Genomic DNA, 22,713 nt, shown 5'->3' on the forward strand with positions numbered 1-22,713 from the left:
CATGCCAAGTGAAGCGCCCGTGGCCGCGTTCGCGCTGTTGGACGACAGTGCCGACCCGGCCGGCGGGGCGCGTCTGTATACCGGGCTCGTGCGCGAGGTGACTTGCGCCGAGCCCGCTGTGCTTTCGGACGCGCTTCGCGAGATGGAAGACGCCACGCGCCGCGGCCTGTATGCCGTGCTGCTGGCCGACTATGAATTCGGCGTTCGCCTGGGTGGCGTGCACACGATGGCGACGCGCCGCGCGCCGGGCGAGTTCCGCGCCTTGCTCTTTCGTGACTTGCAGCGTCTCGATGCGATGCAAACGCAAGCGTGGCTGGCGGCCCAGGAGGCCGCGCAGCCGGACGGGGACGCCGCCTGCGCGCCCGTGCCGGCCGTCCCGGCCGGTCAGGCCGCCATCGACGGCTTTCTTGCCACCCCCGCCACCCCCGCCGGCCCCCCCACTACCCCTCCCGGCGTTGCGGGCGTGGCCGCGCTGCGCAGCGACGTGAGCGACGAGGCGTTCGACGACGCGATCGCCCGCATCCATGCATGGCTCTCGCAAGGCGAGTGCTATCAAGTCAACTACACCTACCGCCTGCATTTCGACGCCTTCGGCTCGCCCGTGGCGCTGTATCGCCGCCTGCGCGCACGCCAGCCGGTACCGTATGGCGCGCTCGTCGTGCTACCGGGCGCGCAGGGCGGCGCGGGCCGCGCGATTGTCTCGCTGTCGCCAGAACTGTTCCTGCGCCACTCGGCCGGGCACATCGAAGCGCGGCCGATGAAGGGCACGGCCCCGGCCAGTGGCGACGCGGCCGTGGACGCCGAACGCAGCGCCGCGCTCGCGGCCGACGAGAAGAACCGCGCCGAGAACCTGATGATCGTCGATCTGCTGCGCAACGATCTCGGCCGTCTTGCGACACCGGGCACCGTCAGCGTGCCGAAGCGCTTCGAGGTCACGCGATTCGCCAGTGTTTTGCAGATGACCTCGACCGTGACGGCCACGCTGCCGTCCACGGTGACGTTTGCCGACGTGCTGCGCGCGTTGTTCCCCTGCGGCTCCATCACCGGCGCGCCGAAGCACCGCACGATGCAGTTGATCGGCGAGCTGGAGTCGTCGCCGCGCGGGCTCTACACCGGCGCCATCGGCTGGTTCGACGCGCGTGGCGACGATCCGCACGCGCTCGGCGATTTTTGTCTGTCGGTCGCGATCCGCACGCTCGAGCTCGACGCACCGGCCGCCGATGGCATACGCCGCGGCAGGCTCGGCGTGGGCGCGGGCATCGTACTCGACAGCAAGGCGGACGAGGAGCGCGAGGAGTGTCGCCTCAAGGCGCGCTTTTTGAGCGCACTCGATCCGGGCTTCGAACTGTTCGAGACGATGCGGGCGTCGCGCGAGGGCGGCGTCGCGTACATCGAGCGACATCTGGCGCGGCTGGGCGCATCGGCCGCGTATTTCGGCTTCCGCTTCGATGCGGCGGCGTTGCGCGCGCAGCTCGATGCCGTCGTCGCGACGTTGACCACCGGCGACATGCCGCATCGCGTGCGTCTCGCGCTCTCGCACGGCGGCACGGTGGCGATCACGCACGCACCGCTCACGCCACTGCCGGCCGGTCCGGTGAAGGTGCGGCTCGCCGACGCCTCCGCCGCCACGCGCGCGAACGATCTTTTTGTGCGTCACAAGACGACCGTGCGCTCGCGTTACGACGCGGCGTGGCGCGCCGCCGAAGCGCACGGTGCGTTCGACACGCTGTTCTTCAACGAGCGGGGAGAGTTGACCGAAGGCGGGCGCTCGAATGTGTTCGTCAAGCGCGACGGCCGGTGGGTGACGCCACCGCTCTCGTGCGGCGTGCTGCCGGGTGTGATGCGCGGCGTGATGCTCGACGATCCGACGTGGGCGGCCACCGAAGGCGTGATTACGCGCGAGGACCTGCTCGCCGCGACGGCGATCGTCGTGTGCAACGCGCTGCGCGGCGCACTGCCTGCAAGACTGGTGACGGCCTCAGCCGTGTGACGCGGCCAACGCGAGGTGCGGTCGCCCCGTCGCCCGCCGTCGCCCTCGCCGCCAGTCGTCGCCAGTCGTCGCCAGTCGTCGCCAGTCGTCGCCCACCACCGTACCCCCGTCGCGGATGCCCATCCCCGCGCGCCGGCCTCGCGCCGATACGTCAACTGCCCTGACGCGCTGCCATCTGCGGCACGAACAGCTCGCTCCACCTGGCCGGGCGCGTCTTGATCGTGCCCGCGCGTCCCATGAACTCCACGTACTGCATCAGCCCGTTGGGCGTCGTGGTGAACTGCAGGCCCGGGTCGGCGAGCATCTGCTCGATCTCGGCTTGCGGCAGGTTCATCTTCGACACGCGCAGGAAGGTTTTCGCCGCGCCGACCTTGTCCTTCGCGATGTAGGCGGCCGCTTCCTCCTGCGCGTCCAGGATCGCCTGCACGAGTTTGGGGTTCTGCACAGTGAACTGCTTTGGCGCGAACACCACGTCGATGGTGATGTTGCCCAGCACGTCGGTCGAATTGAGCACGCGCCTGATGCGCGGATCCTTGAGTTCCTGATACGAGAACGGCGGCGACGTGAAGTGCGCCGTGATCTCGGTCTTGCCCGAGAGCAGGGCGCTCACCGCTTCCGGATGGCTCAGGCTGACCGTCTGCGGATCGAGTTTCGCGTAGTTTTCAATGCCGAAGGTCTTCGCCACGGCCATTTGCAGCAGTACGGCCGACAGCGACGTCTTGATGCCCGGAATCGCGATCTTGTCCTTCGGCGTGAAGTCCTTGAGCGACCTGATGTTCGGGTTGTTCGTGTTGAGCCACAGCGGGCCGGTCGAGAGCGCCGACAGGCCGATGACTTCCGAGCGCGGAATGCCGTGCGCCTTCGACCACAGCGTGACGAAGCCGGGCGCGCCGGTGCCGGCGACATCGAGGTTGCCGGCGAGCATGGCGTCGTTGATGACGTTGCCGCCGTCGAGAATGGTCCACGTCGTCTTCACGTCGCCCAGCCCTAACGCCTTCGCATGCTTCTCGACGAGATGCTGGTCGCGCATGACCATCAGCGGCAGGTACAGGATGCCGTAGCCGTGCGACAGGCGCACGGTGCTCGCTTCGGCGTGTGCTACGCTGCCGAGCGTCGATAGCGTGGTGGCCGCGGCCAGCGCGAGGGTGCTCGCCCAACGGGTGAAATGGCGTCGATTCATGAGGTTGTCGTCTCCGGATAGTTGGAATTATTCATGGCCCCGAAGGGGCGTCAATCTCGCGGCACTGCGTCGCGGCATCGCATCGCAGCCCCGCGCCGATCGCGGTGCCGTCAGTGCTGCATGCCCCAGCGGTGCAGCGTGCGCCTCTCGATGCGCGCAAACAGCAGGTTCTCCACCGCCAGCCCGATCAGAATCACGAAGAACAGCCCGGCGAACACGTTGGCCGTCTCCAGCGAGTTGCGGTTCTCGAAGATGTACCAGCCCAGCCCGCCCGAGCCGGACGACACGCCGAACACGAGCTCGGCCGCGATCAGCGTGCGCCAGGCGAAGGCCCAGCCGACCTTCAGACCGGTGAGAATGCTCGGGAACGCGGCCGGGACGAGCACGTGCCGCACGAGCGCGAAGCGCTTGAGGCCATAGTTCTGCCCGACCATGCGCAGCGTCTTCGATACGCCGCGAAAGCCGCTGTGGGTGTTGAGCGCCACCGCCCACAGCACCGAGTGCACGAGCACGAAGATCACGCTGCCGTTGCCCAGCCCGAACCAGATCAGCGCGAGCGGCAAGAGCGCGATGGCCGGCAGCGGGTTGAACATGGCGGTGAGCGTCTCGAGCAGGTCGTTGCCGATCTTCGAGCTGATGGCCACGGTGGTGAGCACCGCGGCGAGCGCGATCCCCGTGCCGTAGCCGACGAGCAGCGTCTTGAGCGAGATCGCGGCGCGCAGCAGCAGCACGCCGCTCGTCAGGCCGCTCGCGAATGCGGCGACCGTATCGGAGAAACTGGGAAAGAGCAGGGCGTTGTCGAGCCAGCGGCCGTAGATTTCCCAGATGACGGCCAGCACGCACAGGATGACGGTCTTGCGCAGCCAGCTCAGGCGATAGAGCGTTTCGAAGGCGGAGAGCGGGCGCTGGACCGAGGAGAGCTCCGCCGGCACGGGCTCGAGCACGAATTCCGGACGATGGACCGGTTCGATGCGCGGCGTTTGTTCGGCCGGCGCGGGATATTCCGGGGCAATGGCGTTCATGGTCGTGTCCTCAATGCGCGGTGAACAGCAGTTGATCGATGCGCGACTCGAGCGCGCTCTGGTGCGCCGTGCCCAATTGGTCGGGGGCGATGCTATTGAGCTCGGCCTTGACCTGACCCGGATGCGGTGAGAGCAGCAAGATGCGGGTGCCGATGCGAATGGCCTCGTCGATGCCGTGCGTGACGAACAGCACCGTGAAGCGCGTGTCGTCCCACAGGCGCAGCAGTTCGTCCTGCATCTTGCGGCGCGTGAGGGCGTCGAGCGCGGCGAACGGCTCGTCCATGAGCAGGACGTCCGGCTCCATCGCCATGCCGCGCGCGATCGACACGCGCTGCTTCATGCCGCCCGACAACGTGTGCGGATAGCTGTCGATGAACTTCGCGAGGCCGACCTTCTCGATGTAATGCGCGGCGCGCTCGGCGGCGTCACGCCCTTTCAGGCGGCCGCTCGCGGTAAGCGCGAACTCCACGTTCTGGCGCACCGTCTTCCAAGGCAGCAGTTGGTCGAATTCCTGGAACACCATCATGCGATCGGGGCCGGGCTCGGTGATGGTGCGGCCCTTGAGGCGAATTTCGCCGTGCACCGGCGGCAGATAGCCGCCGATGGCCTTGAGCAGGGTGGACTTGCCGCAGCCGGAGGGCCCGAGCAGCACGAAGCGATCGCCCGGATAGACATTGAAACTGACTTGCTGGGCGGCGGTGACGAGGTAGTCGTCGGTCTTGTACTGCAGCGTGACGCGGTCGATTTCCAGCAGCGGGGGCACGGCGGCCGCCGCGGGGCCGGGCGCGCCCGTCGGGGGGGCGATCTGCATGGTTTGTCTCCTGAGGGATACTCTTATAATCGGCTCCGATACTAAGCAGCCAAGCTGTAGCGAAGCTGACATCGCGGGCCCGCGGCTGCCCGATTCAGGGCAAACACCGAGGCCGCCGCCGGGGATTTCCCAGACAATGCCCGCAGAACGCCGGCGGGCCCGCGCAAGGGACCGGCCGCCTCGCGGGCCACGGCGCAGGAAATCGCAACGCGCGCGAGAGCGCACGGCAACGCAGCGGCCGGCGCGCCAGCTTGCACAGAAGGAGACACAGGACCATGCGCATCATGCTGGTGGAGGACACCGCCGATGTCGCCGAAGCGATTGCCACGCAGTTGCGCAAGCTCGGCCATGCGCTCGATTGCGAGACCGACGGCGCGGTGGCGGCGTCGCGCATCGGCGACGACTACGACCTGTTGATCCTCGACGTGATGCTGCCGCATGTCGACGGCTTCGAGCTGTTGCGACGCGTGCGCGAGCGCGGCCTGTCCACGCGCGTGCTCATGCTCACCGCGTGTGCCGAAATCGAAGAGCGGGTGCGCGCGCTCGATCTCGGCGCCGACGACTACCTCACCAAGCCGTTCGACTTTCGCGAACTCGAAGCGCGCGTGCGCGCCCTCATGCGTCGCACGGGGCAGGACGCGACGAACCGGCTCGCGTGCGCGAACCTCACGCTCGATCGCAAGAGCCGCGGCGTCGAAGTCGACGGTCGGCCGGTCGAGCTCACGCGCCGCGAAGTGACGCTGCTCGAAATCCTCGCGGCGCGCCCGGGACGCATCTTCGGCAAGGACGAACTCATGGACCGCCTGTACGGCGACGAGCCCGCACCCAACGCGAACGCCATCGAGCAATACGTCGCGCGTCTGCGCAGGAAGCTCGCTGCGGCGCAGTTCCAGATTCGCACGCTGCGCGGACTGGGCTATCAGCTCGTGCTGTCATGATCGTTCCGGGCCGCTCGCTCTATTTGCGGCTCGTCATCCGCATGGGCGCCGTGCTGGCGTTTGCGGCGGTGGCGGTGATGCTGGGCATCTGGTTTTCCACGCGCGCGGCCGTCGACCGCGCCTACGACCGCTGGCTGCTCGGCAGCGCGCTGCAGGTCGCCGAGAACACGTGGTACCAGAACGGCGAAGTCAACGTCGACGTGCCGCTCGCCGCGTTCTCCGCGCTCGCGCCGGGCGATCAGATTTTCTACACGGTGCTCGATCCGAATGGCCGCTCCGTGGCGGGAGATTCCGAGTTCCGTCCGCCGATTCCGTGGGACAAGCTCGACGACGGGCCCATCGTCGTCGATGGCACGTATCAGGAGATGCCGATCCGCATCGCGATCGTCGGGCGCCGCATGCCGGTGAGCGCCCCGCATCCGTGGGCCGTGGTGGCGCTGGCGCATACCCAGAACGCGCGGGTGCGTTTCACGCGCGGGCTGGCGGACAACACGCTGCTCATCACCATCGCGACGGGCGTCCTGACCCTGCTCGCCGCGCTGTGGACGCTGCGCCAGGCGCTTGCGCCGCTCAAGCAGATCGAGGCGGCGATCCGGACGCGCGACTCCAGCGACCTCGTACCGCTCGCGGTGACGGCACCCGCGGAGACACTGGCGCTCGTCGGCGCGATCAACGACTTCATGCGGCGGCTCGCCATGTCGCGCGCGCTCATGCGGCGCGTGATCGGCGACGCCGCGCATCAGTTGCGCACGCCGGTGACGGCGCTTACGGCGCAGGCCGAGATGCTCACGCAAACGCAGGACGAGGCGCAGCGCCAGCAGCATATCGCGCGCATCCAGAAGCAGGCGCGCGGGCTCGGTGGGTTGATCCATCAACTGATCAATCACGCGATGGTGCAGCACCGCGCGGACAGCGTGGCGCGCGTGCCGGTCGACCTGGGCGAACTGCTGTCCGAGGCCATGCGCGAAACGTTCTCGTATGCGAGGCGCGACATCGACGTTGCGCTGCATGTGCCGGACGGGCCCTGCCGGGTCGTCGGCGACGCGCTGAGCCTGCGTGAAGCGGTCAAGAACGTGCTGGTCAATGCGCTGGCGTATGGCGCGCCGCACCGCCTGCACGTCGACGTGACGCGCGTGGACGGGCAATGGCGCGTGCGCTTCTTCGACGACGGTCCGGGCATTCCGGCGTCGGAATGGCAGCGCGTGCGCACGCCGTTCGCGCCGCGCGCCGATGGCCGGGAAGGCGCGAGTCTCGGGCTCGCCATGGTGGCGGAGGTGATGCAGGCGCACGGCGCCCAGATGGCCTTCGAGCGCGCCGAAGGCGAAGGCTTCGCCGTTGTGCTGACGCTGCCTGTGGCGCCGGGCGAATCATAAAAAAAAAGCGGCTCGTGCGTGAGCCGCTTCCGTTCATCGTCGGCGCGCTGCCGACGCGCGCTCAGAAGCAGTGCTCCGGCGACGGGAACGTGCCGTGCTTGACCGCTTGCACGTAGGCTTCGATCGCGGCCGCGATGCTGGGCTGGCCTTCCATGAAGTTCTTCGAGAACTTCGGCGACTTGCCGGGGAACACGCCGAGCATGTCGTGCAGCACGAGCACCTGGCCGTCGCAGTCCGGGCCGGCGCCGATGCCGATGGTCGGCATCGTCGGCAGCTCGGGCGTCACGCGCGAGGCGAGGGCCGCCGGAATCGCTTCGAGCACTACGAGCTGCGCACCGGCCGCCTGCAAGGCGCGCGCATCGTCGAGCAATTGCACCTGCGCCGCGTCTTCACGCGCCTGCACCTTGAAGCCGCCGAACGCGTGCACGGATTGCGGCGTGAGGCCCAGGTGCGCGCACACCGGAATGCTGCGCTCGACGAGAAAACGCACCGTCTCGGCAAGCCATGCGCCGCCTTCGATCTTGACCATCTGCGCGCCGGCCTGCATCACGGCCACCGCGCTCTGATACGCCTGCTCCTTCGTGCCATACGTGCCGAACGGCAGATCGGCGAGCACCAGCGCCTTGCTGGTCGCGCGCGCGACGCATTCGGTGTGATAGCAGATATCGCGCAGCGTGACGGGCAGCGTCGTGCCCTGGCCCTGAATCACGTTGCCGAGCGAGTCGCCGATGAGAATGGCATCGACGCCCACGCGGTCGAGCAGTGCGGCGAAGCTCGCGTCATAGGCGGTGAGCATGACGATCTTCTCGCCGCGCTCGCGCATCTGGGCAAGACCGGGAACGGTCACGGCCTTGCGGTTGGATTCCTGCAGATAACTCATGTCAGCCTCGGTTCAGGAGGTTTCACCCGCGTGCTGGGGCGGGCCCGGAGACGATCAGGGGCGTGCGCCCTTGACGAAGACTTCCTTGCGCCCGCGCATCTGGTCGATGCGCTCGACCAGCAGGGCGAAGTCGCTGTCGTTGTGCGCCGGATCGAATTGTTCCGTGTCGACGGTCAATACCGGCGCAGCGGCGTAATGATAGAAGAATTCACCGTAGATGTCGCACAGCGCACGCAGATACGTGTCGGAAATCTGCTGCTCCATCGGGATCGCGCGCTTCTGGATGCGCGAGAACAGCGTCTCGGGGCTCGCCTGAAGATGAATCACGAGATCGGGGGCGCGATTGGGCCGCTCGATGTGTGCGACGAGCTTGCGATACAGCTCGAGCTCGTCGTCGGCCAACGTGAGCCGTGCGAACAGACCGTCCTTCTCGGGCAGAAAATCGGTGAAGACCGGTTTGCCGTCGATCTCGCGTCGCGCGATCTCGAGCGCTTCGTCCACGCGCTCCAGGCAGAACGTCAGTTGTGCTGCGAGTGCATAGCGCGCACTGTCTCGATAGAAGCGTTCGAGGAAGGGGTTGAGCGCGGGCTGCTCGAGCATCACGTCGGCGCCGGCGGCTTCGGCCAGCCGGCGGGCGAGCGACGTCTTGCCCACGCCGATCGGGCCTTCGACGGCCAGATAACGGAAACGCCCCAGGACGGGCGACCTCATGAGACGTAGGCGCGCTTGGTCGGGCAGCAGCACTGCGCGACGCGTTCGATGCGCTGATCCGCGACTTGCGGCAGCAGCGCGCTCACGCGGCCAACACCGGGGATGTCGAGTTCGGGGGCGAGATCGGCCAGCGGGCGCAGCACGAAGGCGCGTGAGGCCATGCGCGGATGCGGCACGATCAGGTCAGGTTCGGCGATGCGCTCGTCGCCGTAGAGCAGCAGGTCGAGGTCGAGCGTGCGCGGCGCGTTCTTGTACGGCCGCTCGCGCCCGAAATGCAGCTCGATCTTCAGGCACAGCGTGAGCAACTGACGCGCGGTGAGACTCGTCTCGACGGCGACGGCGCAGTTGAGATAGTCGTCACCGCTCGAGTCGATGGGTGCGGTGCGATAAAGGTCGGACTTGCCAATGATGGTGACGCCGATTTGCTGCGCCAGACAGACGATGGCGTCCTTGATCGCTTGGCGGGCGTCGCCGAGGTTGGCGCCGAGCCCGATATAGGCAACAGTCATGAAGCACCTTCGGAACCATGCTGTGGCGATGATACCCGCTTGCCATGATTCTCGCTGACACCGTTCTCACCCGCGCCGCCCGCGCCGCCCGCGCCACCCTGGCCGCCGCCCCCGCCCGATGGCTTGCGGCGACGCCGGCGGCGCTTCGCCGCCGGCGTACCGCCGCCGGCACCGCTGCCCTGCGCGAGCAGGGCGTCGCGCGCGGCCGCATCGCCTTCGAGGAAGTCGGTCCACCACTGGCCCGCTTCGGCCGGCACTTCGCCCGACTCGCAGCGCAGCAGCAGGAAGTCGTAGCCGGCGCGCAGGCGCGGATGTTCGAGCAAACGCAGCGGCGTGCGGCCCGCGCGTTTGTCGAGGCGCACCTGCAGTCCCCAGATTTCCTTCATGTCGGCAACGAAGCGACGCTGGATCGCGAGCTTGCCGGTCTGCGCGTCGAGCACGTCGTCCATGGCGAGGTGCAGCGCCGGAATCGGGTATTCGCCCGCGCTCTGGTAGGCCTGCCACTTCTCGAGCACGAGATGCCAGAGCAGTGCGGCAAACAGGAAGCCGGGCGAGACCGGCTTGCCCGCACGAATGCGGGCGTCGGTGTTGGCGAGCGCGAGCGTGACGAACTTCTCGCCCAGCGGCTGCTCGAGCACGACGTCGAGCAGCGGCAGCAGCCCATGGTGCAGGCCTTGCGCGCGCAGTTGCTGCACGCACGCCCAGGCATGGCCCGAGAGCAGCAGCTTGAGCATTTCGTCGAACAGACGCGCCGCGGGCACGTTGTCGATGAGCGGCGCGAGCTGCGGGATCGGCGCGGCCGTGGCCTCGTCGATCTTGAACCCGAGCTTGGCCGCGAAACGCACCACGCGCAGCATGCGCACGGGATCTTCGCGATAGCGCGTGGCCGGGTCACCGATCATGCGCAGCACGCGTTTCTGAATGTCTTCCCAGCCGTGGTGATAGTCGTGCACCGTCTGCGTGGCCGGGTCGTAATACATGGCGTTGACGGTGAAGTCGCGCCGCGCGGCGTCTTCGTTCTGCTCGCCCCAGACGTTGTCGCGCAGCACGCGGCCCGATTCGTCGGTCACGTGCGTCTTGCGGTCGAGCTCGCCCTTTTTCGGACGACGCGCACCGATCTGCTCGCTGTCCACGGCGTCGACCAACGCCCGGAACGTGGAGGTCTCGATGATCTCCTGCCCGAACTGCACATGCACGATCTGAAAGCGCCGGCCGATGATGCGCGCGCGGCGGAACAGCCGCTGGACCTGCTCGGGCGTGGCGCTGGTGGCGACGTCGAAATCCTTCGGGGCGATGCCCAGCAGCAGATCGCGCACGGCGCCGCCGACGATGAAGGCCTTGAAGCCGGCTTGCTGCAGCGTGTCGGTCACGCGCACGGCGTTCTTCGAGAGCAGCGTCGGGTCGATGCCGTGCACGGAGGCGGGAATCACGACCGGCATGCCGCTCGGGGGTGGGCTGCCCGCGCCGCCGTTATCGGTCTGGCCGTCCTTGCCCAGCAGCTTCTTGATGAGTTTGCGGATCACTGGAACAACTCGAGAATGGGCCAGCGACGCGCCAGCGCGATTGCCCGCAGCGTCTCATCGGGATTGGTGGCCACCGGATGGTTGACCTTCTCCATCAGGGGGACGTCGTTGGCGGAGTCGCTGTAGAAAAATGCGTGGTTGAAGTCGCTCCACGTCTTGCCGAGGCTCGCGAGCCAGGCTTCGGTGCGAGTGATCTTGCCCTCGCGAAAGCTCGGCGTGCCAACGTATTCGCCGGTGTAGCGGGCGTTCGGGCCTTCGCCGGCCGTCGCCGGCTCAGTGCCGATCAGGTGCTCGATGCCGAAGGCCTTGGCGATCGGGCGCGTCACGAACGTATTGGTCGCCGTCACGATGGCGCACAGGTCGCCCGCCTTGCGATGCATGTCGATCAGCTCGAGCGCTTCGGGGCGCACGTGCGGCAGGATCGACTCCTCCATGTACTGCGCATGCCAGGCGTCGAGCTGGTCGCGCGGGTAACGCGCAAGCGGCGCCAGGCAGAAACGCAGATAGGCCGGCATGTCGAGCCGGCCTGCACGGTAGTCCTGGTAGAAGGCCTCGTTGGCCTGCGCGTACGAGTCACGCTCGACCGCGCCCTGGCGCACGAGGAAACGGCCCCACTCCTTGTCGCTGTCGGTCGGCAGCAGGGTGTGGTCGAGATCGAAGAGAGCTAAATTGGTCATTGCGCGAATTTTACCTGAAGCGAACAACAGTCAGTGCTTGCCGTCGGGGGAGGCGGAATCGGTGTGGGTGAGCATCTGGCGCAGCAACGGCAGGGTCACCGCGCGCTTCTGCTCCATGGAAAAGCGGTCCAGGCGGTCGAGCAACGCCATGAGGCTCGACATGTCGCGCTGGAAATGCGTAAGCAGATAGGCGGGCACGTCCGCGGCGAGCTGCAGGCCGCGCTCGCGCGCCGCGTTCTGCAGCGCCTGCTTCTTGCCCGCGTCGTCGAGTCCCACGATGTGAAAAACGAGCCCCCAACCGAGGCGGGTGCGCAGGTCTTCGCGCAGCGGCATATCCACCGGCGGCTGCGAGCCTGCGGCCACGAAGGCGCAATGAGGACGGGCGCGGGTTTCGTTGAACAGGTTGAAGGCGGCGATCTGCTGCGTGGGCGAGAGATCGTCGCAGTCGTCCACGCAATAGACCGTACTCGCGTCGTCGAACGTGAAGGCGGCCAGCGGGCTGCGCGCCCTCAGGTAGCGCGCGCTCGGGCCGACGGCATGGCACAGGGCTTCCATCAGATGGGTGCGCCCGGACCCCACGGCACCCCACAGGTAGATGCCGCGGTCGCGCGCCGTGCCTGCCGACAGATCGGCGGGAAGGCCGGCGAGCGTCTGCGCCGCCTCGCGATTCGGCCCGACAATGAAATTGTCGAACGTGGCGGGCGGCGGGGTGCCGAGGTCGAGATACAGTTGCTGGATCACGAACGAAGAAAGCCGGCGCAGACGCCGGCACAGTACGGTTTGCAGGGCACGCCAGCCGTGGTTGGCGTCCGATATCCGGGTTGCGCGCCGAAAGGGCACGCGCATCGGGTAAAATCGCATTTTACCGAACCTTGATGCATTCCCGTCATGTCACACCCTAACGAAACCTCCGGCCTTTCCTATCGCGACGCTGGCGTCGACATCGAAGCGGGCGACGCGCTGGTCGAAGCGATCAAGCCGTTTGCCAAGAAAACCCTGCGCGACGGCGTGCTGGGGGGCATCGGCGGCTTTGGCGCACTGTTCGAAGTGCCCAAGCGCTACAAGGAGCCGGTGCTCGTTTCGGGGACCGACGGCGTGGGCACCAAGCTCAAGCTCGCCTTCACGCTGAACAAGCACGACACGGTCGGCCAGGATCTGGTCGCCATGAGCGTGAACGACATTCTGGTGCAGGGCGCCGAGCCGCTGTTCTTCCTGGATTACTTCGCCTGCGGCAAGCTCGACGTGGCCACCGCGGCGACCGTGGTCAAGGGCATCGCGCACGGCTGCGAGCTGGCCGGCTGCGCGCTGATCGGCGGCGAGACGGCCGAAATGCCGAGCATGTATCCGGACGGCGAGTACGATCTGGCCGGCTTCGCGGTCGGCGCGGTCGAAAAGAGCAAGATCATCGACGGCACGACCATCGTGCCGGGCGACGTGGTGCTGGGCCTGGCTTCGTCGGGCGCGCACTCGAACGGCTACTCGCTCGTTCGCAAGATCATCGAAGTGGCCCGACCGGACCTGGACGCCGACTTTCACGGCCGGCCGCTGCGCGACGTGCTCATGGCGCCCACGCGCATCTATGTCAAGCCGCTGCTGGCGTTGATGCAGACGCTCACCGTCAAGGGCATGGCGCACATTACCGGCGGCGGTATCGTCGAGAACATCCCGCGCGTGCTGCAGGACCATCTGACGGCCGACATCAAGAAGGACGCCTGGACGTTGCCGCCGCTGTTCCAATGGCTTCAGGAGCACGGCAAGGTGGCCGACGCCGAAATGCACCGCGTGTTCAACTGCGGTATCGGCATGGCGGTGATCGTCTCGGCGGCGGACGCCGACGCGGCGCTCAGGCACCTCGAAGCCTCGGGCGAGACGGTCTACCGCCTGGGCACGATCCGCGAGCGCAAGGAAGGCGAAGCGCAGACGATCGTCTCCTGACGTAACGCGACATCGAGGCACCGGCCGGCTGGGCGGCCTCTGCAACATTTGCAGCATTTGCAACATGCGCGCCGCCGGGTGCGCGCGACCGAAGCCCGTCAGGGCCCCCCTGACGGGCTTGCGCTTTTATCGGAGCGAGCCACGGCCTCCCGAGCGCGCATGCCGACCAGGCCGCAGGCGGCGCCACACCACCACACCCGCACCACCCACCACCCGCGCCTCACGCCCGCTTCATCCGCGCCTGCACGGCCCGCATGACGTCGTCGAGCGTGGCTTCCATGACACGCACGAGATCGTCGAGCTGTGCGCTGGGCGCCGCCGCGCGAGGCGTCACGCGCAGCGTGTGAAAGGGCATGGACGGCTCGAACCGTCGCAGCACGAGATTCGAGTCGAGAAAGTCGTAAGCCGAGACCGGGTGCAGCAGGCCGATGCCCACGTTCTCCTTGACCATCGTGCCGATGTTGATCGAGTAGCGCGCGGTGGCCACCACCTGTCGATGCAGATTGCCTTCGGCGAACAGGCGGTCCATGCCCCAGCGCACCATGTCGGTCGGCTCGTATGACAGGATCGGCTGATCCTGCAGGTCGGCCAGGCGCACGACCTTCTTGCGCGCGAGCGGATGGCCGGCCGGCAGCGCGCAGATGGCGTCGAGCTTGGCGAACGAGACGGCGTCGGTGGCCGCCACGTCGATGGTGTCGGTCACGAGTCCCAGCGCCAGTTGATGCGTGACCACCTGATCGCGGATCAGGTCCGACGCGCCGGTCGTCAGCGCGAGCTGCACGCTCGGATGCAACGCGCGGTAGCCGGCCATCACACGCGCGAAGAAGCCCAGCCCGAACGACACCACCGAGCCCACGCGGATGACGGCCTTATCGGGATTGCGCAGGTTGAGCGCGAACTCGCGGATGTTGTCGAGCCCGGCGTAGCGGCGCTCCACTTCCTCGAAGAGCGCAAACGCCTCGGCCGTCGGCTCCAGACGGCCGCGCGCGCGATCGAACAGCGTGAGGCGCGTCGAGCGTTCGAGATCGGCGATGAGGCGACTCACCGCCGACTGCGACGTGCCGAGCACCTGGGCCGCCTTGGTGGTCGTGCGCGTGAGCATCAGCGCCCGAAAGGCGTCGATGTGCCGGAAATCCATCGGTTCTCCACGGAAGGGTTGGCGGGTTCGATGCGCCGCGAAAGTCTCGCGGGCGGCTTGCGAGGCAGGCCGCCTGCCGCGCCTGCCTTACAGCGCGAAAGCGTGGATTTTACCGCCCTTCATGACCACGGGAATGCGCTCTCCCTGGCCGAGCAGGCAGTCGAGCGACTTCAGCGGATTGCCGTCGACGACGAGCACGTCGGCATGCGCGCCGGGCACGATCTGGCCGAGCTGCCCTGCCTGGCCGAGCACCTCCGCGCCGATGACCGTTGCACTGCGCAGGATCTCGGCGGGCGTCAGCACTTCGGCGCGCAGCCGGAATTCGTCGCTCTGCAGCCGCTGCGACTCGCCCAGCAGGTCCGAGCCGTACCCCATCTTCACGCCGGCCTCGCGGAAGATCTCGAGCGAGCGCAGGCCGGCCGCATGCACGTCGGCAATCTTCGCGACGCTATCCTCGGGCAGGCCGAGCGACTTGCCTTCGCTCGCGAGGGCGTCGTAGGTCACGAGCGTCGGCACGGCGTAAGCGCCTTGTTCGGCCATGTAGCGCGCGGTCGGCGCGTCGACGAGGTTGCCGTGCTCGATGGTGCGCACGCCGCAGCGCACCGCGCGCTCGATGGCCGGCGCCGTATAGGCATGCGCGAGCACGTAGGTGCCGCGCGCGCGCGCCTCGGCGACGATCGCGCGGATCTCGTCTTCCGAATAGCCCCACGCGCCCACGGGATCGGTCGGCGAGGCCACGCCGCCAGAGGCCATGATCTTGATCTGATCGGCGCCCATTTGCAGTTCCTCGCGCACGGCGCGGCGCACTTCGTCAACGCCGTCCGCCACGCGCGAGAGGGCGCCGACGCGCACGCAGCACGGGCACGGCCCGTCGGTGCCGATGTAGTCGGTGCGCGCGCGGCCGTCGCCGTGTCCGCCGGTCTGGCTGATGGCGCGGCCCGACACGAACAGGCGCGGACCTTGTGCAAGGCCGCTCTCGACGGCCTGCTTGATGGCATGCCCCGCGCCGCCGGCGTCGCGCACCGTGGTGAAGCCGCGTCGCAGCATGCCCTGCAGGATCGGCACCGATTTGAGCGTGACGAGCACGTTCGGCAGATGCGCCTGCGCCGACAGGTTGAGCTGCGTGGCATGCACGTGCACGTGCAGATCGATGAGACCGGGCATGACGGTGCGCCCGCGCGCGTCGATCTCGCGGGCCGACGCGGTGCGGATCGGCCTGTCCGAGACTTCCTTGATGCGACCGTTTTCGATCAGCACGGCGTGGTCTTCGCGCAGCACGCCCTCGATCGGGTCGAGCAGCGCGCAATTCGACAGCAGGATCGACTCCATGACTTTTCCTCCCGAGTGGTGATGATTTTTTTCGTTGCGCGGCGCGCTCAGTCGATGGTGGCGTGCGCGAGCGTGCGCGGCGTGCGGGTGAGCACGCGCGGCGTGTCGCCCGTGACGACCGAGTCGTCGAGACGGAAGCCGCCCAGTCCGTAGACGTAGATGCCCGGCTCGGCCGAATAGACTTCGTTGGCGAGCAGCGGACGATGGCTGAACGCCATGTCGTCGGGGTACTCGTGGCCGATGATGCCCATGCCGTGCCCGGTCCGGTGACGGATGTACGCGCCGCAGCCGGCCTTCTCGATCACGGCCTGCGCGGCGGCGTCGATGCCCGAGACCGGCCGGCCGGTGATGGCGGCGCCCACGGCGGCCTCGTTGGCGGCGCGCGCGACTTCATAGAAGCGCGCCTGCTCGCTCGAGGGCTTGCCGCAGAACCATGTGCGCTCGTTTTCGATCACGAGGCCGTTCAGGCGCGGGATCACGATGTTGACGAGACCGTCGCCGGCGTTGATGCGCGCGCCGCACGACGCGCCGTCGCCGTGCGGCGAAGCCGAGGCGGGGCCCGAGAGCGTCCAGCAGCGCATGACTTCCAGGTTCTCGCCGGGAAAGCGTTTGGCGCCTTCGGTGACCATCAGCGCGGCCATCGAGTAGTCGAGCTCCTGCACCAGACGTCCCGGACGGATGTTCTCGCGATAACGCTCCTGCACCCAGTCGGCGAGCGCCGAGGCCGCCTGCATGATGGCGATCTCTTCCTCGTGCTTGACCCAGCGCAGCGCGCGCATGTCGGCGAGCATCGGGACGAGCTTCGCGTCGGGCATCGACGCGGCGGCGCGCGCGAGCGGCCCGCCCGCGGCGTCGACGCCGATGCGCGAGGCGCCAAGCCCCGCCGCCCGCAGGCGCTCGGCGATGAGCGCCGGGACTTCGGCGAGCAGCGGCAGGCGTTCGGTCACGCGCGGGTGCTCGGCATAGAGCGCGACGCGATCGAGCTCGAGCCAGAGGTGGCCGCGCTCGCGCGCCATCATCAGATGGTGCGTGGACAGCTCGTTCATCACCGCGAAAGGCTCGCCGTTGCGCGGCACGCAAACGGCGATGGGGCGCTCCCAGGTCTGCACGTCGACGTGGAAGTTGGTCGCCCACTGGAAGAAATCGGCGGCGGTAAACACGAGCGCATCGACGCGCGCCCGGTCCATCAGGTCGTGCATCAGGCGTTGCCGGTATTGACGGGTGGCGTGAGAGAGGGTCGGCATGGCGGAGTCCTTTGTGCGAGATGTCGGCGGTGTCGGGGCGATCGGACCACTGCGGCCGGATCGCTGTGACCGGGCGGGTCGATCGGGGCGATCAGGTCATCATGGTCTTCGCGTAACGGCGCTGGATGAGCCAGTGCGAGGCGATGGCGAGGGCGAACGTCACGACCATCGACACGATGGAGAGCACCGCGCCGAACGGCCAGTTGTTCGCCTTGGCGATCTGGTCGTAGATCGCGGGCGTCATCATCGTGATGCCGGTGCCGCCGAGCAGCACGGGCGTGGCGTAGGCGTTCATGCACAGGATGAAGACGAGCATGGTGCCCGCGGCGATGCCGGGGGCGGCCATCGGCAGGATCACGCGCGTGAGCGTTTGCCGGAACGTCGCGCCGAGGTTGCGCGCCGCTTCCTCGACCGAGAAATCCATGCCCTCGAGCACGCTTTGCAGCGTGAGGATCATGTACGGCAGTACCACCGCGGTGGTGCCGACGACCACGGCAAACGGCGTGTACAGCAGGCGTACCGGCTCGGCCACGATCCCCAGCGAGACGAGCAGCGAATTGACGAAGCCCGCGTTGCCGAGCATGACCATCCAGCCCGCCGCGCGCACGACGTTGCCCACGAGCAGCGGAAACACCAGCAGCATCACAAGCAGGCTCTTGAAGCGGCTTTGCGTGCGCGCGAGCACGTAGGCGACGGGAAAGCCGAACACGAGCGCGAGCGCCGTGCACAGCGAGGCGACCTTGATCGTCGTCCAGAGCACCGTCAGGTAATAGGGATCGGTGAAGAACTTGACGTAGTTCGCGCCAGTGGTCGCCGCGCTCATCATCTCGACGGGATCGAAGCGATTGAAGCTGTAGCGAATCAGTTGCAGGCCGGGCAGGACGATCACGAGCAGCACGACGAGGGTGGCCGGTGCAACGAGAGAGCCGCCTGTGAACGCGCCGCGCACCGTCCGCGCGAGCCCTGTGGCGCGGGTGGCCGTGGGCGACGAGTTCACGAGCGGGCTGTCGAGTCGCGCTTCGTGGGGCGCTTCGTGGGGCGCTTCGTGGGACCCTCCGAGGGGGGCGCCCGAATCGGGCGGGGCGGCGCTCACAGGCCCACCTTGAATTCCTTGTTCCAGAAGTCGAGCAGCGCGGGCTTGTCCGCGGTGAAGCGTGCGTAATCGAGCTTGACCATGCGATCGAGTTCGGCGCCGGTAAATCCCACGCTCTGCTGCAGCGACGGCGGCAGGTTGGCGTTTTTCACCGTCGGCGCGTAGCCCATCGTCTCGGCGAAACCGATTTGCGCGCGCGGGTCGAGCATCGCGTCGAGGTAATTGAAGCCGCAGGTCTTCGATTGCGAGTTCTTCGGCACCGCCGCTTCGAACGTGACGGGCACCGCGCCTTCCTTGGGCACCACGTAGTCGATCGGCACACCGGCCTTCTTCCATTGCAGGGCGCGCGCTTTCCACATGCAGGTGAACCAGATGTCGCCGCTCTTGAGCGCCGAGGCGACCGCCTCGTTCGACGGATACACCTTGGGCTGCTGCGTCTTGCGCAACTCGCGCAGGAACTGCACGCCGCCGGCCGTATTGCCGTCCTTGTGGCCGGCGGCGAGCGAGCTGCTCACCACGTTGAAGTTGTAGAGGATGTCGGAGAAGCCAACCTTGCCCTTGAGCCTGGGGTCGAGCGCAGCCGTGAACGAATCGGGCTTCGTGCCGAGTTTTTCGGGGTTGTAGACGATCACCATGGCGCTGAAGATGTGCGGTATCGAATACGGCCGGCGCAGCGCTTCGAGCGTGTTGGCGAGATTCGGTACGAGCTTGGTGTCGACCGGCTCGAGTATGCCGGAGCGGTTGATGTCGTACATGTCCAGATCGGCCAGGCACGCCACGTCCATCGAGCCGCGCCGCGACGTCTTTTCGGCGCGCAGCTTGGTCATGCGATCGACCTGTCCGGCCGAATCGTATGTCACCTTGCCGCCGGCGGCTTCGATGATCGGCTTGCCGATGTTCTGCTCGAGCAGATTCAGATAGTCGCCGCCCCAGGTGCCGACGACCACGTTCGGACACGCCGCGCCAGCGTGTGCGCTAAGCGCGTCGAGGCCGAGCGCGGGGGCGATCACCAGCCCGGAGGCGGTCTTCAGGAACGTGCGGCGGTTCAGGGCGTGCGTCATGTCGTCATCCTTCGAAACGTGGGCGGAATCGTGTGCGGGTGATACGGGTTGCGAGTGATCGTCAGGCGTTGAAGAACAGGCAGTCGCTGCTCGCGAAGCAGGCCTTGAGCGCGCGCCCGGGGGCGTAGCGGCTCGTGTCGTCGCGCGCGATGTTCGGGACGTGCGCGACGAGCGTCTCACCGTGTGCGCTCTTGAGCCGAAGCTCGAGCGTGGCGCCGAGATAGATCGTCTGATCCACCGTCACGGGCAAGGCGGTTTCATTGCCGGCGGGCGCATCGGCCAGCCGCAGGCGTTCGGGACGAATGCCGAGCGTGGTCGCGTCCGCGCCCGCGCCGGCCAGGGCCAGGCGCTCGCCTTTCGCGGTGATGAAATGGCCGTCATGCACCTGACCGGCGAGGAAATTCATCTTGCCGAGGAAGTTCGCGACAAACGGATTGGCCGGACGTTCGTAGAGCGCGTCTGCGGTGCCGATCTGCTGCACACGGCCGTCGTGCATCACGGCGAGCCGGTCGGCGATGGCGAGCGCTTCCTCCTGATCGTGCGTGACGAAGATCGTGGTCAGGCCGAGCCGGCGCTGCAGCGCGCGGATTTCCTCGCGCACTTCGGTGCGCAGCTTGGCGTCGAGATTCGAGAGCGGTTCGTCGAGCAGAAACACATCGGGCCGGATGGCGAGCGCGCGCGCGATCGCCACGCGTTGCTGCTGGCCGCCCGAGAGCTGGCGCGGGTAGCGCCCGGCGAGTGCGGACAGGCGCACCATGTCGAGCGCTTCGCGAATGCGCGTGTCGCGCTCGGCGCCCGATAGGCGCCGCATCTCGAGCCCGAACGCCACGTTCTCGGCCACGGTCATGTGCGGAAACAACGCGTAGCGCTGGAACACCATGCCGGTGTTGCGGCGATGCGGCGGCAGGCGCGAGACTTCCCTGCCGCCGATCCAGATCTCGCCCGCCGTGGGCTCGACGAAGCCCGCCACCATGCGCAGCGTCGTGGTCTTGCCGCAGCCGCTCGGGCCGAGAAAGGCGACGAGCTCGCCTTCGGCGATCTCCAGCGAGAAGTCGGCGACGGCGGCGGCATTGCCGTACTGCTTGCGCAGCCCGCGAAGCGAAACGTTGGCCATGTCAGATCACCTGGCTGAGTTTGACGAAGCGATCGGTGATCAGCATGACGATGCCGAGCAGCACGATCTGCGCGGCGGAGACGGCCGCGATCGTGGGATCGAGATTGAATTCGAGGTACTGCATGATCGCGATGGGCAGCGTGGTCTTGCCCGGGCCGACCAGCGGCAGCGTGAGCTCGAGGTTCTCGAACGATACGATGAAGCTGAACAGCACCGCCGCGACGATGGCCGGACGCAGCATTGGCAGCGTTACGCGCCATAGCGTGCGCCACGGCCCCGCGCCGAGGTTGCGCGCGGCCTCCTCGATGGTGCCGTCGATCTGCGCCAGGCTGGCGCCGACGAGCCGCATCGTCCACGGAATGGTCAGGCAAACATGTGCGACCACGAGGCCGCCGAAGGTGCCGACGATGTCCGCGTCCAGAAAGTTCTCGGCGCGCAGATAAAAGAGATAAGTGGCAATGCCCGCCACGATGCCCGGCACGACGAGCGGCAGCAGCAACACGTTGCCGAGCGTGCGACGGCCCGGGAAGCGATAGCGCGCGAGCGCGAGCGAGGCCGCCACGCCGAGGATCACGCCGCCGATGGCGGCAAAGGCCGCGAGTTTGAGCGAGAGCAGAAAACCGTCCGCGAACGCGGCGTTGCGCCACGCGTTGAGATACCACGACACCGTGTAGCCGCTGGGCGGGAAGGTGATGATCGCGTCCTTGAAGAAGCTCAGCCACACCACGAAGATCAGCGGGCTGAGCATGAACAGGTAGATGAGCGTGATGCCGGCGCGCACAGCCCATCGGGCCACGGATGCGCGGCGCGGTCCACCCGCCGGCAACGCGAGCGTGCTGCCCGCCACCCCACCTGGCTCCATCGAAGTCTGCGTCATTGGCGTCCTTCCGGCATCGTGGATTCGATGCAAATTTGCATTGCACGAAACGTTGATATGCAAATTAGCATATCAAAATCGACATGCAAACCGGAAAGCTGTCAGGGTTTCAACGGAGACGGGGGCGCCGGTCAGTACGTCGCGATGCCTCGCACAAGGTGCGAGAGGGCCGTTCGGTGCGCGCAGCAGGCGCGCCGCGCATGGAACGGCTGCGAGGGCGGTGCAACGCCTGCTTACGACCGAACCCGCGAAGCCGTGAAGCCGCGAAGCCGCGAAGCCGCGAAGCCGCGAAGCCGCGGAGGGCGGGCCGCGAGGCGTTCAGTCTTGCCAGAGGGCGCGCACGGTCGCGAGCGCGCGTGGTAGGGCGTCGGGGGCGGTGCAGTCGACGACGTGGCGCTCGGGCATCGAGCGCAGCCACGTGAGCTGGCGCTTGCACAACTGGCGCGTGGCGAAGATGCCCTTGTCGCGCATGGTGTCGTAGTCGGTCTGGCCGTCGAGGTATTCCCACACCTGGCGATAGCCGACGCAGCGCATGGAGGGCAAGCCGGGATCGAGATCGCCGCGCGCGCGCAGGCGCGCCACTTCCTCGACGAAGCCGGCCGCGAGCATGGCGCGAAAGCGCTCGGCGATGCGTGCGTGCAGAACCGAGCGGTCGCCCGGCTCGAGCGCGACGGGCACGAAAGTGGGCGCTAGAGCAGGCGCTCGGGCGGCCACTCCGGCGGGCGCATTGCCGTCCTGCGGCGTCGGCGCCTGTTCCGCCAGCCACTGCGACATCGCTTTGCCCGTCAGCGCGAAGATCTCCAGCGCGCGCTGGATGCGTTGCGAGTCGTTCGGCGCGAGGCGCGCGGCCGTCACCGGATCGACCGACGCGAGGCGCGCGTGCATGGCAGGCCAGCCTACGCGCGCGGCATCTTCGTTGAGCTGCGTGCGCACGGCCGCATCGGCGCGGGGCAGCGGCGAGAGGCCTTGCGTGAGCGCCTTGTAGTAGAGCATCGTGCCGCCGACGAGCAGCGGGCGCCGTCCGCGTGCGGCGATCTCGCCGACGAGTCGCAGCGCGTCCTCGCGGAACTGCGCGGCGCAATAGGCGTCGCGCGGATCGATGATGTCGATCAGGTGATGCGGGACCGCGGCGAGTTCGGCGGCGCTTGGCTTGGCCGTGCCGATGTCCATCTCGCGATAGACGAGCGCGGAGTCCACGCTGATGATCTCGAGCGGGGTGTCCCGCGCGAGCGCGAGGGCCGCGGCGGTCTTGCCGGAGGCCGTCGGACCCAGCAGACAGACGATCGGGGGAGATGCCTTCATGAACCG

The 22,713-nt window shown here is 67.7% G+C and carries 21 protein-coding genes; 4 read left to right on the forward strand and 17 right to left on the reverse strand.

The window, feature by feature from the left end:
• Window position 1 precedes the first annotated feature (1 nt).
• The gene (locus tag PNO31109_RS17180) at window positions 2–1,990 is read left to right on the forward strand and encodes a chorismate-binding protein (RefSeq protein ID WP_150556679.1); all 1,989 of its coding nucleotides are present in this window, start codon (window positions 2–4) and stop codon (window positions 1,988–1,990) included.
• A 151-nt stretch (window positions 1,991–2,141) separates the two neighbouring features.
• On the opposite strand, the gene PNO31109_RS17185 is transcribed toward PNO31109_RS17180, so the two are convergent.
• From PNO31109_RS17185 to PNO31109_RS17195, 3 genes are all read right to left on the reverse strand, one after another.
• Complete coding sequence (locus tag PNO31109_RS17185; RefSeq protein ID WP_150556680.1) at window positions 2,142–3,170, reverse strand: ABC transporter substrate-binding protein; 1,029 nt, start codon at window positions 3,168–3,170, stop codon at window positions 2,142–2,144.
• Between the two features lie 110 nt (window positions 3,171–3,280).
• Window positions 3,281–4,192: an ABC transporter permease gene (locus PNO31109_RS17190; RefSeq protein WP_150556681.1), complete on the reverse strand. Its 912-nt coding sequence runs from the start codon at window positions 4,190–4,192 to the stop codon at window positions 3,281–3,283.
• A 10-nt stretch (window positions 4,193–4,202) separates the two neighbouring features.
• Window positions 4,203–5,003, reverse strand: a complete 801-nt coding sequence (locus PNO31109_RS17195; protein WP_150556682.1) for an ABC transporter ATP-binding protein — start codon at window positions 5,001–5,003, stop codon at window positions 4,203–4,205.
• Window positions 5,004–5,278: 275 nt separating this feature from the next.
• On the opposite strand from PNO31109_RS17195, the gene PNO31109_RS17200 reads away from it, so the two are divergent.
• Both PNO31109_RS17200 and PNO31109_RS17205 read left to right on the forward strand, forming a co-directional pair.
• A complete protein-coding gene (locus tag PNO31109_RS17200; RefSeq protein WP_150556683.1) occupies window positions 5,279–5,941 on the forward strand; it encodes a response regulator transcription factor in 663 nt (220 codons plus the stop codon).
• Window positions 5,938–7,314: a sensor histidine kinase gene (locus PNO31109_RS17205; RefSeq protein ID WP_150556684.1), complete on the forward strand. Its 1,377-nt coding sequence runs from the start codon at window positions 5,938–5,940 to the stop codon at window positions 7,312–7,314. Before PNO31109_RS17200 ends, PNO31109_RS17205 begins: the two co-directional genes overlap by 4 nt.
• A gap of 61 nt (window positions 7,315–7,375) precedes the next feature.
• On the opposite strand, the gene panB is transcribed toward PNO31109_RS17205, so the two are convergent.
• From panB to hda, 6 genes are read right to left on the reverse strand one after another with little or no spacing between them, the layout of a single operon-like run.
• Window positions 7,376–8,194, reverse strand: coding sequence for a 3-methyl-2-oxobutanoate hydroxymethyltransferase (panB, locus tag PNO31109_RS17210; protein ID WP_150556685.1), 819 nt, complete (start codon window positions 8,192–8,194; stop codon window positions 7,376–7,378).
• A 54-nt stretch (window positions 8,195–8,248) separates the two neighbouring features.
• Window positions 8,249–8,905: a deoxynucleoside kinase gene (locus PNO31109_RS17215; RefSeq protein ID WP_150556686.1), complete on the reverse strand. Its 657-nt coding sequence runs from the start codon at window positions 8,903–8,905 to the stop codon at window positions 8,249–8,251.
• Window positions 8,902–9,414 (reverse strand): 2-amino-4-hydroxy-6-hydroxymethyldihydropteridine diphosphokinase, encoded by a 513-nt coding sequence (gene folK, locus PNO31109_RS17220; protein ID WP_150556687.1) that lies wholly within the window; start codon window positions 9,412–9,414, stop codon window positions 8,902–8,904. Before folK ends, PNO31109_RS17215 begins: the two co-directional genes overlap by 4 nt.
• Entirely contained in the window at window positions 9,411–10,937 is a 1,527-nt protein-coding gene (pcnB, locus tag PNO31109_RS17225; protein WP_150556688.1) for a polynucleotide adenylyltransferase PcnB, read from the reverse strand. Before pcnB ends, folK begins: the two co-directional genes overlap by 4 nt.
• Window positions 10,934–11,614 (reverse strand): histidinol-phosphatase, encoded by a 681-nt coding sequence (locus PNO31109_RS17230; protein ID WP_150556689.1) that lies wholly within the window; start codon window positions 11,612–11,614, stop codon window positions 10,934–10,936. Before PNO31109_RS17230 ends, pcnB begins: the two co-directional genes overlap by 4 nt.
• 30 nt (window positions 11,615–11,644) lie before the next feature.
• Window positions 11,645–12,355, reverse strand: coding sequence for a DnaA regulatory inactivator Hda (gene hda / locus PNO31109_RS17235; RefSeq protein WP_150556767.1), 711 nt, complete (start codon window positions 12,353–12,355; stop codon window positions 11,645–11,647).
• 147 nt (window positions 12,356–12,502) lie between these two features.
• Between hda and purM the strand changes: the two genes are divergently transcribed.
• Window positions 12,503–13,549: a phosphoribosylformylglycinamidine cyclo-ligase gene (purM, locus tag PNO31109_RS17240; RefSeq protein WP_150556690.1), complete on the forward strand. Its 1,047-nt coding sequence runs from the start codon at window positions 12,503–12,505 to the stop codon at window positions 13,547–13,549.
• Window positions 13,550–13,769: 220 nt separating this feature from the next.
• Here purM and PNO31109_RS17245 read toward each other — a convergent pair whose 3' ends face one another.
• The 8 genes from PNO31109_RS17245 to miaA form a co-directional block, all read right to left on the reverse strand.
• Window positions 13,770–14,687 (reverse strand): LysR substrate-binding domain-containing protein, encoded by a 918-nt coding sequence (locus PNO31109_RS17245; RefSeq protein WP_150556691.1) that lies wholly within the window; start codon window positions 14,685–14,687, stop codon window positions 13,770–13,772.
• A gap of 87 nt (window positions 14,688–14,774) precedes the next feature.
• Window positions 14,775–16,016 carry a metal-dependent hydrolase family protein gene (locus PNO31109_RS17250; RefSeq protein ID WP_150556692.1) on the reverse strand — a complete coding sequence of 414 codons (1,242 nt, stop codon included), beginning with the start codon at window positions 16,014–16,016 and terminating at the stop codon, window positions 14,775–14,777.
• A gap of 47 nt (window positions 16,017–16,063) precedes the next feature.
• On the reverse strand, window positions 16,064–17,260 hold the full coding sequence (locus PNO31109_RS17255; protein ID WP_150556693.1) for a M24 family metallopeptidase: 1,197 nt from the start codon (window positions 17,258–17,260) through the stop codon (window positions 16,064–16,066).
• Window positions 17,261–17,351: 91 nt separating this feature from the next.
• On the reverse strand, window positions 17,352–18,257 hold the full coding sequence (locus tag PNO31109_RS17260) for an ABC transporter permease (RefSeq protein ID WP_244958196.1): 906 nt from the start codon (window positions 18,255–18,257) through the stop codon (window positions 17,352–17,354).
• A gap of 92 nt (window positions 18,258–18,349) precedes the next feature.
• On the reverse strand, window positions 18,350–19,414 hold the full coding sequence (locus tag PNO31109_RS17265; RefSeq protein ID WP_150556694.1) for an extracellular solute-binding protein: 1,065 nt from the start codon (window positions 19,412–19,414) through the stop codon (window positions 18,350–18,352).
• 61 nt (window positions 19,415–19,475) lie between these two features.
• Window positions 19,476–20,528 carry an ABC transporter ATP-binding protein gene (locus PNO31109_RS17270; protein WP_150556695.1) on the reverse strand — a complete coding sequence of 351 codons (1,053 nt, stop codon included), beginning with the start codon at window positions 20,526–20,528 and terminating at the stop codon, window positions 19,476–19,478.
• A gap of 1 nt (window position 20,529) precedes the next feature.
• Entirely contained in the window at window positions 20,530–21,405 is an 876-nt protein-coding gene (locus PNO31109_RS17275; protein WP_241014218.1) for an ABC transporter permease, read from the reverse strand.
• 318 nt (window positions 21,406–21,723) lie between these two features.
• Complete coding sequence (gene miaA, locus PNO31109_RS17280; protein ID WP_150556696.1) at window positions 21,724–22,707, reverse strand: tRNA (adenosine(37)-N6)-dimethylallyltransferase MiaA; 984 nt, start codon at window positions 22,705–22,707, stop codon at window positions 21,724–21,726.
• Window positions 22,708–22,713: the final 6 nt, after the last annotated feature.

Source organism: Pandoraea nosoerga (assembly GCF_902459585.1).
GTDB lineage: Bacteria > Pseudomonadota > Gammaproteobacteria > Burkholderiales > Burkholderiaceae > Pandoraea > Pandoraea nosoerga.